This window comes from Solwaraspora sp. WMMA2080 (assembly GCF_027497395.1).
In the GTDB taxonomy this organism is placed as follows: Bacteria; Actinomycetota; Actinomycetes; order Mycobacteriales; family Micromonosporaceae; genus Micromonospora_E.
In genome coordinates, this window is record NZ_CP114910.1 from 1,448,452 (window position 1) to 1,462,814 (window position 14,363).

Here is a 14,363-nt window from a genome sequence, read left to right on the forward strand (position 1 = left end):
GGCACCGCCCGACCGGTCAGCCGGTGACCCGGAAGGTGGCGTCGGCGCGTGCCTGCGCGGCGGTGATCGGGTCGAGACGCAGTTGGTAGCCGTAGTGCCGGATGTAGCGGTCCGGGAAGTTGTAGGACTGGAAGGACGACCATCCGGCGTCGGCCAGGCCGGCGACCCGGCGGAAGGTGGCGTCGGCGGCGAAGATCGCCGAGCCGTCGTCGGGTGCCAACTCGAAGTCGTACGCGTAGTGCCGCAGGTAGTGGCCCGGGTAGTTGACCGACTCGATCGAGACGTAGCCCGAGCCGCCGGTCAGGCCGGGCACCAGCCGGAACTGCGCGTCCTGCGCCGGGCTGACGTTGGCGTCGATACGTACGTCGAAGTCGGCGTGCCGCACGTAGCGGTCCGGGTAGTTGTACGACTGGATCCGGTTCACCGGCGTGGTCGCGCCCCAGCGGGCAAGCACCCGGGACTGCTCGGCCGCGGTCAGGTTGAGGATCGATCCGTGCCGCTTGCGGCTGCCGCCCATGCTGTAGTCCGACCGGGTCCGGAAGTTACCCGTGCTGCCCAGGTTGGTCGAGGTGACCGGCAGGTAGCCGCGGCCGGTCGCGTACTGGTCCAGCCAGAGCACCCACTCGTCACGGCCGTTGAACTGGGCCCACATCGGGCCCTCGACCACGTTGCCGCCGCCGGTGCCGTTGGAGATGCCCAGGTGCGACAAATTGCCGAGGGTCGTCCAGTTGCCCAGGATCGAGTTGCTCGCCTCGATGGTGATGTGACCGTCGGCGGACGCCCGGTAGTAGCGGTAGCCGCCGACGCTGTTCGGGACCTCGATGATCTGGGTGTCGATGATGCCCTGGCCGCTGCCCCGGTCGATGTACAGCTGCGGAGCACCGATGGTACGGAAGTCGCTGGTCCGCGCGTACCAGATGCGGTGCTTGGTGATCCCGTTGCGGGCCGAGTTGGTCGCCCAGTAGACGACGTAGTCCCCGGTCGCCGGGTTGTAGATCGCCTCCGGTGCCCAGGCGTTGCCGGCGCCCGCGATACCGCCAGCGACGTTGAGCAGCCACGGCGCCGACCAGTTGACCAGGTCGGTGGACTCCCAGACGACGATCGAGGTGCTGCCCCGGTTGGCGGCGTCGTTCCAGGACGTGCCGCTGGCGATCCGCAGATCGGTGGCGATGATCCAGTACCGGTCGCCGGCCGGTGAGCGGACCAGGACCGGATCCCGTACGCCACGGGTGCCCACTGTGGATAGCAGAACAGGGCTGCCGTTGTTGAGGTCGGTCCAGTGCAGCCCATCGGTGCTGTGCGCCAGATGAATCTGCTCGCCGTTGGCCGTCTCACCGGTGAAGTGGGCCATCAGGTATCCGGTGAACGGATCGAGGGCGGCAGCCGGTCTCGCCGCAGTCATCGACCATGAGGTGAACAGCAGGCAGGCGGCGGCAAGCACCGCGCTGAGCCGGGCAAGGATTCTCGGCATCGGATCTCCTTCTGTTGGAGTTGGTCAGGTCCGGCCAGTGCCGGCGGTCCGCCGCCTACGTGCTGGCGCACGACGTGGCGCTGCCGGGCACCGGACGGCAGCGACGCCGCAGCCGGCAGGTATCCAGCTCCTCTGGTGTTAGCGCTAACACGGCACCCGGCACGATTGCCGCGCGATTGCCGGATTGAATCGACAGTGTTAACTACCTGCAGTCTCGATGTCAATGGGTCGAGGGCCGGCGGCGGATACCCGTGTCCGCCGCTGAGTCGGCCAACGGCTCCCCGGCGCTGCTTAAGCTGGTGCATGCTCGATGAACTCGTCGCACGCGCCCACCGGCTTGTCCCCCGCGACGGCCGGCTCCTCCTCGGCATCACCGGCTGCCCGGCGGCGGGCAAGTCGACGCTGGCGGCGCTGCTGGTCGCCGGGCTGCGGCAGGTCGGGGTCCCGGCGGCGCTGGTGCCGATGGACGGCTTCCACCTGTCCGACGCGGCACTGGACCGGCTCGGCCGACGCGACCGCAAGGGTGCCATCGACACCTTCGACGGCGACGGTTACCTCGCCCTGCTGCACCGGCTGCGGACCGAACGACACCGGACCGTCTGGGCGCCGGGTTTCGAACGCGACCTCGAACAACCGGTGGCCGGCACAATCGCGGTGGACCCACCGGTGCGGCTGGTCGTCACCGAAGGAAACTACCTGCTCGCGGACACAGAGCCTTGGCCGGCGGTACGTGCGCTGCTGGCCGAGGTGTGGTTCTGCCAACTCGACGACGACGTACGGCGGGACCGTCTCACCCGCCGGCACGTCGAATTCGGCAAGTCACCCGCCGCCGCCCGCGCCTGGGTGGCCACCGTCGACGACCCGAACGCCCGGTTGATCGGGGCCGGCCGGGACCGAGCCGACCTCGTCGTCGACATGACCACATTGGGGCCGGCCGACGGCAACACTCCGCGCCCGGTTGACCGGCCCCGGACCGGCGGGCGCTAGCAGCACGGCCGACCGCCGCGCTCTAGCAGCACGGCTGCCCGCCGCGCCGGTCCGGCGGGTCCTCGGCTCTGCCGGAGGACGGGACGGCCGCCGGGACGTCCGCCCGGGCCAGCAGAAACAACGGGAGCAGCACCGCCGCACCGGCGCTGACCGCCAAGACCGGATACCCGACGGTGCCGAGCACCATTCCGGCACCGACACTGGCCACCGCCGAGGCACCCCAGGCGACCGCGTCCACGCCGCCTTGGACGTGCTGGCGATCGGCGAGTGTCAACGACTGGGCGAGCAGGCCGCTGCCGCCGACGAAGGTGAGGTTCCAGCCGGAACCGAGCAGGAACAGTGCGACGTACAGCTGCGCGCTCGCCGCCGCCGGCACCAACGCGACCATCGTGGACAGGGCGATCAACCCGATGCCGGCGAGGATCGCCGTCCGTGCCCCGAATCGGTCGACGATGTGCCCGGACAGCGGCGCCAGCAGGAACATGCCGAGCAGGTGTGCGCTGACCACCGCACCTACCGCGCCGAGGCCGTGACCGTGCATGTCCATGTGCAACGGCGTCATCGTCATCACGGCGACCATCGACACCTGGCCGGCGGTCATCGACACCACCGCCGTACGGACCACCGGCCGTCGCCACACTCCGGCCGACACGGCACCGGGCCCCGGGTCACCACGCCGCGTGCCGGCCCGGGTGGTCGGCAGGGTCGCCGACGCCGCTACCGCGGCACCCGCACCGACCAACGCCAGGAAGTACGGCCCGGCGAGCGGCGGCAGCCCCAGCCCCGTAGAGAACCGCGCGAGTGGCGCGATCAGGTTCGGCCCGGCCAACGCACCGACCGTACCCGCCCAGACGACGACGCCGACCGCGAAACCCTTGCGGTCGGGCGGGTACAGGTCCGCCGCGCAGTACCGGGACAGCTGCGCTGCGCCGTTGCCGACACCGAGCAGCAGCATGCCGACCATCAGCGGGCCCGCCGCGTCGGCCAGCACGGCACCGCCCGCGACGACCGCACCGATGACCGCGACCAGGTAGCCCAGCACGAGCGCGGCACGGCTGCCACGTCTGGCCAGCACAGCGGCCAGCGTCAGGGTGCCGACGGCGGAGCCGACGATCCCGGCCGCGTTCGGTATGCCGCTCCACAGCGGGCTGAGCAACTGCGCCCCGACGAGGGTGCTCACCGTGCTCGCACCGACCATCGACACGTGGGTCACCGCCGCGCCGGTGAACAACGCGACCATCGGACGGTGCCGGGTCCGGCGGGCCTCGACCGCTGCGGGCACCATGGTCAGCCGGGGCTCTCGACGACGATGCCCCTGGGCGCTGGCACAGACATGCGTTGACCTCTTCTGCGAGACGCCGGCTGTCGCGGGACGTTGTCAAGATTCTTTACGGCTGGCGGCTGCGGGGCTTCTCCGGCGTTGCCCGGGCCGACGTGTCGGGCGCAGACGACGGGCGGGCCATCGGGGTCGCCGATGGCCCGCCCTGCGCGGTGCCGGCCGGCTCACGGCGTACCGCAGCCGGAAGTGCCCGGGTCAGAGGTGTCAGTTCGGGGCGTGGACTCCGGTCGCCGCGTAGTCCTTGATGGATCCCCGAACGTACATCTCGCTGCCCGTGTTACCGGTGGAGTACTGTTCGATGGAGCCGGGGAACGGCGTGGTGGAGGCGTTGCGTCCGTACACGTCGGTGTAGACCGTGGATGGACCGCTGTTGCGCACCGAGAAGGTGCCGGGCCGGTACTCGCGCAGGGTGCCCTTGAACGGTGAGCGCGGATCGTTCCAGCCGACCTGTTGGCCGGTCTGCTGAGTCACCTGCCGAGCCTCGGCGCAATAGTCGCCACCGGCCAGGTCCGTGTAGCACAGGTCCACGATCCGGCCCATCCTGTTCGGCAGGCTCGGGTCGTAGTACCGGGACGGGTTGACGACGTAGAACAGCGGCGCGAGGTGAAAGTCCAGCCCGGAGCCTGTCACCTGCACGTCGGAGAACCAGAAGTCGTCCATGTCGGAAACCGTGAACGGCACCGGGTTGGGGTAGAGCGGGTCGAAGTGGGTACGGCCCTCCCGGATCGCGTCGATACAGCCGGTCTCGGCGATCAGCCGGCCCAACGATCGGGTGTCCGACGGCGAGTCCGCCGGCACCGGAGGTGCGACATTGATGAACGGGCGGCCGAAGCCGGGGCATTCGCTGGGGCTGAAGCCGCCGGGTCGACCGAGCGGGATCATCGCGTTGTACCGGGCCTCGGTGACCGGGCCGCCGTTGCTCCCGACGCAGCGCTGGTTGAACAGCAGCTCGTGGACGTTGTTGGTGAACGCGTCCGGCGAGTGGGTGCCCTGGTGGAATTTCAGCAGAACGTCGCAGACGGCGATCGTGGGCCCCTGCGGCGGGAAGAAGCTGGTGCCGTTGTCGCCCTGGATGACATTGCTGTTGTTCACCACCAGCACCTTGTGCCCGACGTGGTCCTCGTGGCGGTGACTGTGGTCGGGCATGTTGTCCAGCATGACCTCGCTGGTGTAGCCGAAGGCGGGCCAGCCGGCGGTGCCGTACAGGTCCGAGGCCCGCGGATCGTCACCGTGTTCGTGACCGAAGTAGCAGCCGCTCGGGTCCCGGGTCGGGTGCTAGGTCGGGTAGACCTTGCCGTCGGGGCCGTAGGTCCAGTACCGGGCGTGGATCTCGACCGAGCACTCCCCGGCCCGCGGCAGGTAGCCCTTCTCGTTGGCGGTGGCGATCAGTTCGTACGCCCGGCTCCTGGGCGCGCTCGCCGGCGGCAACGCCGTACCCCAGGTCGGGTCGCCGGGTGGCATCGTCGGCGGTGCGGTGGTCGGCGGTGGACTGGACGGCGGTGCGGTCGTGGACGGTGGGGTGGTGGGGTCGGCCGGCGATCCGGTGCAGGTGGTGCCGTTGAGCGCGAAGCTGGTCGGCGCGGTGTTGCTGCCGTTCCACGACCCGTTGAAGCCGAACGAGGTGGTCGCCCCGGTGGCGATGCTGCCGTTGTAGCTGGCGTTGCGGGCGGTGACCTGTCCACCGCTCTGCGACACCGTGGCGTTCCACGCCTGGGTGATCTGCTGACCGTTGCCGTAGCTCCAGGTCAGCGTCCACGAGCTGACTGGGTCGCCGAGGTTGGTGACGGCCACGTTGGCGGTGAAGCCACCCGGCCACTGCGAGGCGACGGAGTAGGTGACGCCGCATCCGACGGCAGCGTACGCGGCCGTGACGGCCACTCCGCTTCCGGCGATGACGGCTGTCACGGTCGCGGCTGACCACAGCCGGGACCGGTACCGGTGTAAGCGCATGTGCTGGCTCTCCTCCACTGACGTGCGGACGGATCGACAGGGCGCGCTGTCACCTACGGTCGACCACCCCGGGCGGCCTGGAGCGCGAGGTGTCCCGGTGTGGCGCGGCACGGGTGGCACCGGGCAGCGCGGCGTGGTGGATCGCCCGAAGGGAAGACAGCGAACGCACCATCAATAGATGTTCATAGATGTTACGCCCGGTGCACCCCCTGTCAACTGGATGCACTGGCGCCAATCGATGTAGGCTTGATCATCTTTGGAGCTGCCGAACCTCGCCTACCCGTTCTCGGTCCCGCGCAGACCGAACGCGTGGGCAAGCTGCGCGCCGCTATCGACGACGACGCCCTCGGCCGCGAGCTCAGAGCCCTTCCGGCGCCCCGGGTACGGGCACTCACCCCGGATATCTGTGCCGCACTGGACATCGACCTGCGGAACCGTTTCACGGCGGCGGGATGGACGGCGCGGCTCGATCACTTCCACGCGCGGGGTGTCGCCCAGTGGGGGCCGAGTGGGCGGTACGAGGATGTCCTGACCGGCACCGACATCGACGGCGTCAACATCGTCGCCGTCAAGGAGGGCGTGCTCTCCGACGCGGTCCTGGTCCTCGCCCACCACGACACGGTCCCGGGCACCGGCGGCGCCGACGACAACGGCACCGGCGTGGTCGGGCTGCTGGAGCTGGCCCGCCTGCTGGGTGCGGCGCGATTCCGCCGGACGGTGCTACTCGTCGCGGTCGACCACGAGGAGCTCGGCTTTCACGGTGCCCGTCACCTGGTGCGGCAGATGTCGGTCGCCAGGCGGAAGGTGGTCGGTGCCTACGTGTTCGAGATGCTCGGATTCGCCAGCACCGAGCCGGGCAGCCAACATTTGCCGCGCGGGCTCGACCTGCTCTATCCCGGGCAGATCCGCCGGATCCGGCGCAACGGGCAGCGAGCGGACTTCGCCGCAGTGCTCTACCAGCGGTCCAGCCGGACGATGGCGGCCCTGTTCGCGGCCGCGCTGACCCAGCTGAACGGCCCGACCGGCACCGTCCTGCTCCGTGCACCCACCGACCTGCCGGTGCTGGGGCCGCTGCTCGGCCGCTTCGTGCCGTTCACCCAGCACTTCGCGCGCAGCGACCATCTGCCGTTCTGGGACGCCGGTCTACCCGCGGTCCAGATCACCGACACGGCCAACTTCCGTAACCCGCACTACCACCGGGCCGGCGATCTCCCCGACACGGTGAGCATGCAGCAGGTGGCGGACGTGGTCGCAGCCACCGCCCTGGCCGTGGAGATCCTGGCGGAGCGGCTCGACTAGTCGCAACGCCGCTCGGTTAGGGCGGGTGGATGGTTAGCAAGTGTTTGTGATTATATCGATGGCTATGGTGGCTTTGTGGCTGCGTCGGTCTACGTTGGGTCCGCGGGCTTGGTACTTGGAGTTCGAGCGTTTGATCATGCGGGTCTTCACCCGGATCCGACGCTCAGGTAGCAGGTGGGCCAGAACCGCACGACCGATGGCGCCGGCCAGGTCGATGACGGTGTCGGCGAGGACGCCGGCGGCGTGGGTGACCTGGTCGCGGGCGGCGTTCAGGGCGGTGGTGAAGCTGGCCCGGTCAGGGCCGGTGCCGGGCCGGCTGTCGGTGGCGTCGGTCATGGCGGTACGCAGGATCTGGTAGACGACCAGCAGGGCGTAGACCTCCTGGTCGATGCCGTCGGGAGTACGCGCGCGCAGGACCCGGCCGCCGAGGATGCTGGATTTGATCTCCAGGTAGGCGGTTTCGACCTCCCACCGGCGGTGGTACAGCTTCATCAGTCCGCCGGCCGGGTGGGTGCGTGGGTCGAGCAGGGTGGTGATCAGCCGGTAGCCGCCCGTGCGGACGCCGTCGATGGTCTGGACGCTGATCTCAGCGTCCACGACCCGCACCCGTACCGTGCCGATGGTCGACAGCCAGGATCCGTCGTGGTACCGGCGGATCACCGGCGGGCGGCGGCCGTTCTTGCAGCGGATCAGCAGGTCGGCCCTGGTGGCGGCGAGTGTCTGGATGAGGTCGGCGGCGGCGTAGTTACGGTCGGCCAACAGCAGCATCCCGGCGGCCAGGGAGCGGGCCTGGTCGAGTTCGCTGGTGCCGAGTGGAGCGAACACGGCGTCGATGATCGAGCGGGTGCCGCAGGTCAGCAGGACACTCAGCCGTAGTGCCGGGTAGCCCGCGCCGCCGTGGTTACCCCGTTGTTTGCGGTAACGGACCCGGACCGCCTCGGCGTCGGCGACCGACATCGTGGTCCCGTCGATCGCTGTCACCAGCAGGCCCCGCCACCGCACGGCGTGCGTCGCCGTGGTGACCGCCGGGCCGCGCAGCAGATCGAACAGGGCCCGCAACGGCGTCGACCCGAGCCGCTGACGTGCCTCCCGTAACGTGCCTGAGGCCGGCTCGGTCAGATCCAGCCCGGTCAGACCGGCGGTCAGTTTCCGCCACACCTGCCCGTAGCCGAGTTCGGCGAACAAGCAGCCTGCGAGGATGAGGTAGACCACGACCCGGGCCGGGAGTAGCCGGATCCGCTGCTGGGTACGACGGGTCGCGGCGAGGACCTCATCGACCATCTCGAAGGGCAGGAACTGGGTCAACTCACCCAGATGACCCGGCGCGAACACACCTGCGGCTACCCGCACCGTCCGGGTTATGGCAATCTGATCGACCAAAGCGGAGTTCCTGGTCTCGAGGCGTCTTGGAGTGACTCACCTCGTTACAGGAACTCCGCTTTCCCATGTCCGACCGACACACCCTTGACCGCCGCCGCAACGGCTTAACCGAGCGGCGTTGCGACTAGTCGGCGCTGGCGCCTGCGAAGCCCGGACGGCATCCTGACACCATGACATCGATCACCGCAAGTGCCTGGATCCGCCGGTACCACTCGGCGGCGGCGGACGCGCCGCGCCTGGTCTGCCTCCCGCATGCCGGCGGCAGCGCCAGCTTCTACTTCCGGCACTCGGCCGTCCTGGCCCCCGCCGTCGCGGTCCTCGCCGTGCAGTATCCCGGCCGCATGGAGCGACACGACGAGCCCTTCGCCGGTTCCGTCGCCGACCTCGCGGACGGAGTCTTCCAGGCGCTCGCCGCACTGCCCGACCTCGGCGACGACGTCTCCCTCTTCGGACACAGCATGGGCGCGACGGTCGCCTTCGAGGTGGTAAGACGACTGGAGGACCGGCTGGGGCTCACTCCTCGCCGGCTCTTCGTCTCCGGCCGCCGCGCTCCGTCCCGGCATCGCGACGAACACGTGCACACCCTCAACGACGACGGCCTCGTCGCCGAACTGACGGCCCTCGACGATTCCGACAGCCGGGTCTTCGCCGATCCGGAGATGCGGTCGCTGCTGCTGCCGGCGATCCGCAACGACTACCGTGCGATCGAGACCTACCGGTGCGCCCCGGACGTCGTGATCTCCGCCCCGGTGACGGTCCTGACCGGCACCGCCGACCCGACGACCACCCCGGACGAGGCCGACGCGTGGCGAGGGCACACCACCGCGGGCGTCACCGTCCACACGATGTCCGGCGGGCACTTCTTCCTCAACGAGCACCGCCCAGCCGTCCTCGACATCGTCACCCGGTCGCTGTCGGCGCGCAGCGGTACGCCCGACCGGTGACCGGAGAGCGGCCGCCCGCTGTACCGCTCATGAGGCGGCTACAACCCGCTGTTCGCGTCCGGCGGGAGCCGGACGGGATATCCCAGCAGGCACAGGGCCCTGCAAGGATCTACCCGAGGCGATCCGTGACCTCGTTGTTGCTCGCCAGTCACCGGCGTCCTCTCTGGCCACGCGATGCCGTGACACAGAGAGGCGCACCGTTGGCTTGGCAGGGCTGGCTGGCATCGGGCGCGTGCGACGCCGATGCTCGCCTTGTCTACGCTAGTAACCGAAGATCATCTTGTAGGCCACCTCGGGCAGGAACTGCCCGGCGCTGGACCCGCCGCCGACTCCGCAGTTGCCGTCGGATTCACCCGGTGTCTTGAGCCACAGCAGCATCTCCGCGCCGCCGCCCATGCGGGTAGGTGTGCCGATCCGGCGACCACCGGGGTTGCACCATTGACCGTTGGAGCCGTTGCCGTTGCGACTGGTGTCGATCACGAACGGCTTGCGGTATCCGAACCTCTGCAGGGCGGAGGCGACCTGATTGCCGTAGTTGGTGTTCTCACCGGTGGTGAAGTAGTTCGATACGTTCAGCGCGAAGCCGCGCGCGTTGGCCACACCGGCCATGTTGAGCCGCTGCGCCATCGTCTGGGCGTCGACCCAGCCAGGATTGCCGGCGTCGATGTAGACCCAGGTGTTGTACGCCCTGGAACGGAATTGGCCGACGGCGCGCGAGAGCATACCCACCCGGTCGTTGATCTGGGCCTGGCTCATGCAGCTGAAGTCGCCCAGGGAGTCCGGTTCGAGGACCACGACGGCAGGACGGCCGCCGATGGCGGAGGCAAATGAGGCGATCCATGAGTCGTAGGTGGCGACGCTGCCGGCGCCGCCACCGGAGTGGACGCCACATGCGTCCCGGCCGGGAAGGTTATAGGCCACCAGCAGCGGAAGCTTGTCGACAGCGTCCGCGGCTCCCACGTAGCCCCCGACCGCGCTCCAGATGTCGCCACTCCAGTTGCCGAACCATCTGGCCATCGACTTCTGCGCGATCTCGGTACGGATGGCGGCGGCGCGTCCGTCGCCCGGGTTGGAGGCCGCCCACCTCGCCGGGCTCGAGTTGGGGTCGACGTAGAAGCCGCTGGTCTGGCTGATCGGATCCGCATGCGCAGCTGGTGCCCCGAGCAGGATCGCGGGAACCGCCAACGCCAGGGCGACGGCAAGCCCCCAAGGGCGGGTACGTCGTGTCATGAACTGGTCTCCTCGCGGGTAGAACTGGAAGCGCTTCCAGCGATGTTCATCCATGTATTGTGGTCGATGGTCGGAGAACATCTGGCAGATGTCAAGGGAGGCTGCCATCGTGACGAGATCACTTCCCAGGGAGTTTCTGGAACCGCTTCCAGACTGTCGAAGACAGCAAGCCATCTCGACGCCGTCGATGCCGGCCGATACGATCGGTCGGCATCGACGGCACCGGCCGGGTAGCTGCTGCCCCGACGTCGGACGGGAAGGACTCGGCATCGTGATGGCAGCACAGCGACCCAGGCGGCAACCGACCCTCGACGAGGTGGCTGAGCGCGCCGGCGTGTCACGGTCCGCCGCATCCCGCGTCATCAACAAGGCGCCATACGTCAGCCGCGCCACCCGCGACGCCGTGGAGCGCGCCATCAAGGAGATGGGCTATCTCCCCAACCGCACCGCCCGTGCCCTGGCCACCCAACGGACGGGGATCGTCGCGCTGGCGGTCTCCCATGACGATCCCGAACTGTTCGCCGACCCGTTCTTTGCCCAAATCATCGTCGGCGTGTCCGCAGCGCTCGAGGAGACCGACCTTCACCTGCTGCTGTGCCTTGCCAGCTCCGGGCGGGGCCGGTCCCGGTTGACCAACCTGCTGCACACGCGCGGCGTCGACGGCATCATGCTGATGGCGCTGCACGGCGACGATCCGCTGACGCACATCGTGCGGCGGGCCGGCCTGCCCGCGGTGTACGGCGGCCGGCCGTTAAACTTCGAACCACAGTGGTACGTCGACTCCGACAACCTCGGCGGCGCCCGACTGGCCACCGAACATCTCATCGGCCTCGGCCGCACCCGGATCGTCACCATAACCGGCCCCAGGTCCACCGATGTCGGCCTCGCTCGCCACCGCGGCTACGAGGAGGCAATGATCATGGCTGGGCTGACCCCGTACGCGGCGGCGGAAGGTGACTTCACCGAGACCGGCGGTGCCGCAGCGATGAGATCACTGCTCGACAGCCACCCCGACCTCGACGCCGTCTTCGCCGCCAGCGACAACGCCGCAGCAGGCGCTCTACGTGTCCTCATCGACGCTGGCCGGTCGGTTCCAGGCGACGTGGCAGTGGTGGGCTTCGACAACCTCGGAATAGCCGAACGAACCGATCCGCCGTTGACCACCGTTCACCAGTCGGTCCAAGCTCTGGGCAAAGAAATGACCCGGATGCTCGTCGAGCTCATCGCGGGGCACGAACCCCTGTCCATCATCCTGCCCACGAAGTTGGTGCTACGCGACTCGGCATGATCAGCGAATCAGGCCAGCCGGTTGGGGCGGCAGGGACTCCGCAGGCAACGGGCTAACACAGTTCACGGGCGGGGGGGCAGGGTTGACGCAACCATGGATGCAGGTGCGGGACAACAAGGGTGCGCGCACGCCCGGCGTGGACGGACGCACCGTCTCCTACATCGAGAACGTGCGAGGCGTCGAGGACTTCCTCGACGAACTACGGTCGCAGGTCAAGGACCGCAGTTTCCGTCCGATCCCGGTGCGCGAGCGCATGATCCCCAAGACGAACGGCAAGCTACGCCGCCTAGCGAGGCGGAAAGGGATAGCGATCGCGGACGAGTGTCTGATCCCCCGTGATTCCAAAACGACCCGAAACCTGGCGGATGTGGGTCGATGCAGTGCTGGGCGGGCTCCAGTCGGTGGCCCGCCCGCTTCCTGGCCGTCCAGTCCGCGCGGTAAGGGAGACCACGAGGGAAGGCCTGCGGCGTACTCGTGGTGATGTTACCGGGGAGAAGCTCGATCCCGACCCACCCAACGGTGGCCGGTGAACGTGGGAAGCGTCTGGGCGCTGCCCACCCTCCCGGCATCCTGCCGGGCGGCGGGCAGGCGCGCCGTCAGCTGACGGCGCCCAGACGCGGCAGAGCTCTTGTAGTAGTCCGAGCACGGGAGAGCCGCGTACATGGCGAAGGAGAGCAGCAGGTTTGTGGCGAGGACTGTTCGGGAGTAGGTCGACGGTGAATACCGTCGCGCCGTGGCTGACCTTCCGTGAATCGGAGGCCCGGGTACTTCATGTCCAGACCAAGCTGCACAAATGGACAACAACCGATCCGAGCAGGCAGTTCCACGATCTGTTCAACCTCGTCGCCGACCTCGCCACCCTGCGGCTGGCATGGCTGCGAGTACGAACGAATCGGGGAGCCCCCAGCGCCGGGTCGATGGGGTCAGCTGCTCGCATGTAGAGCAGCAGGTCGGTGAGGAGCCGTTCCTCCGGCAACTTCGCGACCAGCTCAAACAGGGAGCCCGACCAGGTGGTGCAGATGGCGCTCAAGCTGGTGCTGGAACCGATTTTCGAGCCGGATCAGTACCGGTCCAGTTACGCCTACCGACCAGGACGCGGTAGCCGAGATAGTGCACTGAGCTGATCTCAACGACTTTGCGGTAGGTATTTGTATTCGAAGTGGGTCAGGTGTAGTGCTGCGGTGACGATGTCGCCGATTCTGCGTGGGCTGGCGGTGGTGTGACGGAGCGTCCTCCAGCGTCCGATCAGGATGGCGAAGCCGCGTTCGCCCTGCCAGCGCAGGCTGCGTAGCAGCCGGTTGTAGAAGCGGTTGTCGGGGGCGAGCTGGCTGCCGTCGGTGTTTTGCTTGACCGGGGTCTTGATGCCCTGGCCTGCGCCTTCGTAGCCGGAGTCGGCCAGGGTGGGCAGGTCCAGTTCGGTGGCGGCCCAGTTCAGGGCTGCGGTGACACCGAGGGTCTGGGCGCAGGTCAGGTCGTGCAGGTGTCCGGGCATCGCCGGTGAGGTCCAGATCAACAGTCCGTCCGGGCGGGCGACCGCCTGGATGTTCGCGCCGAAGTCGCGGTGCTTTCCGGAGTACCAGGCGTCGATCGTTTCGCCTTTGACGGACAGGGTGGTCTCGGTGAGCCGGTCGCAGTCGAACAGTTTGCCGTCGAGGATGACGTGGGACCAGCCGTCGTCGGCGACCCGGCGCAGGGCGGTGTGGAGATCCTCGGCCTGTGTGGTGAGGACCGTGATGCCCTCGGCGAGGTACCGGTAGGCGGTCGCCCGTGAGATGCCGAAGCCGGCGCCGAGCAGCGCGACGTCCTCGCCCTTGCGGAACCAGACGAGCACCATCAGCGCCTGGCGGAAGCAGGTCAGGGCACGGGCGCCGGTACGGGTTCCGCGCGTCCGGCGTTCGGCGGCGAGCAGCCGGCTGACGTACTGCACGAGTTCCCTGGGGACGTCGACCAGGGCACGATATGCGATCACGTGGGGTCCTCACCGGTGGGTGATCTTGTGGTGAGAACTACCTACCGAGGGCCCCACGCCCTTCTCCAGCACTGTCCGGCTTCACCGGCTTCGTCCGTGTCGCACCAATCAAACCTTTTGCGTTGCTGAGATCAGCTCACTACATCAACAACGGCTACTCGTGGTTGGTCGAGGGCGACATCGAAGGCTGCTTCGACGAAATTCGGCACAGCGCCGTGATCGAACGCATCCGTCGACGCGTCGCCGATCGCAAGGTGATCAATCTGTGCAAGGTGTTTCTCAAGGCTGGTTTGCTTACCGATCTGGGACGACTCGAACGACGGGTGTCCGGCACGCCGCAGGGTGGTGCAAACAGCCCGCTGTTCGCCAACCTTGGCGTTGTCCGCTCTGGACGAGCCGATCCAGGCAGCCTGGGCGGCAACGTCGAAATACCGCACAGCGCTCCTACCTGCACTCGAAGGGGATCGCCACCTATCGACTCATTTGGTACTCGGATGACTTCGTGG

General features: G+C 68.4%; 13 protein-coding genes. 5 read left to right on the forward strand and 8 right to left on the reverse strand.

Features of this window, described 5'->3' with window-relative positions; translation table 11 throughout:
- Positions 1-16: 16 nt before the first annotated feature.
- Entirely contained in the window at positions 17-1,471 is a 1,455-nt protein-coding gene (locus tag O7543_RS06445; RefSeq protein WP_281554685.1) for a glycoside hydrolase family 43 protein, read from the reverse strand.
- Between the two features lie 303 nt (positions 1,472-1,774).
- Between O7543_RS06445 and O7543_RS06450 the strand changes: the two genes are divergently transcribed.
- Positions 1,775-2,458, forward strand: a complete 684-nt coding sequence (locus tag O7543_RS06450; protein ID WP_281554684.1) for a nucleoside/nucleotide kinase family protein — start codon at positions 1,775-1,777, stop codon at positions 2,456-2,458.
- Between the two features lie 22 nt (positions 2,459-2,480).
- Here O7543_RS06450 and O7543_RS06455 read toward each other — a convergent pair whose 3' ends face one another.
- From O7543_RS06455 to O7543_RS06465, 3 genes are all read right to left on the reverse strand, one after another.
- Positions 2,481-3,743, reverse strand: coding sequence for an MFS transporter (locus O7543_RS06455; protein ID WP_281554683.1), 1,263 nt, complete (start codon positions 3,741-3,743; stop codon positions 2,481-2,483).
- A 258-nt stretch (positions 3,744-4,001) separates the two neighbouring features.
- The gene (locus tag O7543_RS06460) at positions 4,002-4,943 is read right to left on the reverse strand and encodes a hypothetical protein (RefSeq protein ID WP_281567356.1); all 942 of its coding nucleotides are present in this window, start codon (positions 4,941-4,943) and stop codon (positions 4,002-4,004) included.
- Positions 4,944-5,072: 129 nt separating this feature from the next.
- Positions 5,073-5,747 carry a cellulose-binding domain-containing protein gene (locus O7543_RS06465; protein ID WP_348650081.1) on the reverse strand — a complete coding sequence of 225 codons (675 nt, stop codon included), beginning with the start codon at positions 5,745-5,747 and terminating at the stop codon, positions 5,073-5,075.
- Between the two features lie 309 nt (positions 5,748-6,056).
- Here O7543_RS06465 and O7543_RS06470 point away from each other — a divergent pair, with 309 nt between their 5' ends.
- Positions 6,057-7,046, forward strand: coding sequence for a M20/M25/M40 family metallo-hydrolase (locus O7543_RS06470; protein ID WP_281554681.1), 990 nt, complete (start codon positions 6,057-6,059; stop codon positions 7,044-7,046).
- Positions 7,047-7,079: 33 nt separating this feature from the next.
- Here O7543_RS06470 and O7543_RS06475 read toward each other — a convergent pair whose 3' ends face one another.
- On the reverse strand, positions 7,080-8,396 hold the full coding sequence (locus O7543_RS06475; protein WP_281554680.1) for an IS4 family transposase: 1,317 nt from the start codon (positions 8,394-8,396) through the stop codon (positions 7,080-7,082).
- Between the two features lie 200 nt (positions 8,397-8,596).
- Between O7543_RS06475 and O7543_RS06480 the strand changes: the two genes are divergently transcribed.
- The gene (locus O7543_RS06480) at positions 8,597-9,370 is read left to right on the forward strand and encodes an alpha/beta fold hydrolase (RefSeq protein ID WP_281554679.1); all 774 of its coding nucleotides are present in this window, start codon (positions 8,597-8,599) and stop codon (positions 9,368-9,370) included.
- 261 nt (positions 9,371-9,631) lie between these two features.
- Here the strand turns inward: O7543_RS06480 and O7543_RS06485 are convergent, their stop codons facing one another.
- Positions 9,632-10,681 carry a glycoside hydrolase family 6 protein gene (locus O7543_RS06485; RefSeq protein WP_281554678.1) on the reverse strand — a complete coding sequence of 350 codons (1,050 nt, stop codon included), beginning with the start codon at positions 10,679-10,681 and terminating at the stop codon, positions 9,632-9,634.
- A 193-nt stretch (positions 10,682-10,874) separates the two neighbouring features.
- Between O7543_RS06485 and O7543_RS06490 the strand changes: the two genes are divergently transcribed.
- Both O7543_RS06490 and O7543_RS06495 read left to right on the forward strand, forming a co-directional pair.
- Positions 10,875-11,888, forward strand: coding sequence for a LacI family DNA-binding transcriptional regulator (locus O7543_RS06490; RefSeq protein ID WP_281554677.1), 1,014 nt, complete (start codon positions 10,875-10,877; stop codon positions 11,886-11,888).
- 716 nt (positions 11,889-12,604) lie between these two features.
- Positions 12,605-12,829 (forward strand): hypothetical protein, encoded by a 225-nt coding sequence (locus tag O7543_RS06495; protein WP_281554676.1) that lies wholly within the window; start codon positions 12,605-12,607, stop codon positions 12,827-12,829.
- A 185-nt stretch (positions 12,830-13,014) separates the two neighbouring features.
- Here the strand turns inward: O7543_RS06495 and O7543_RS06500 are convergent, their stop codons facing one another.
- Both O7543_RS06500 and O7543_RS06505 read right to left on the reverse strand, forming a co-directional pair.
- Positions 13,015-13,857, reverse strand: a complete 843-nt coding sequence (locus tag O7543_RS06500) for a transposase family protein (RefSeq protein ID WP_281554675.1) — start codon at positions 13,855-13,857, stop codon at positions 13,015-13,017.
- A 131-nt stretch (positions 13,858-13,988) separates the two neighbouring features.
- The gene (locus O7543_RS06505; RefSeq protein ID WP_281554674.1) at positions 13,989-14,294 is read right to left on the reverse strand and encodes a hypothetical protein; all 306 of its coding nucleotides are present in this window, start codon (positions 14,292-14,294) and stop codon (positions 13,989-13,991) included.
- Between the last annotated feature and the right edge of the window lie 69 nt (positions 14,295-14,363).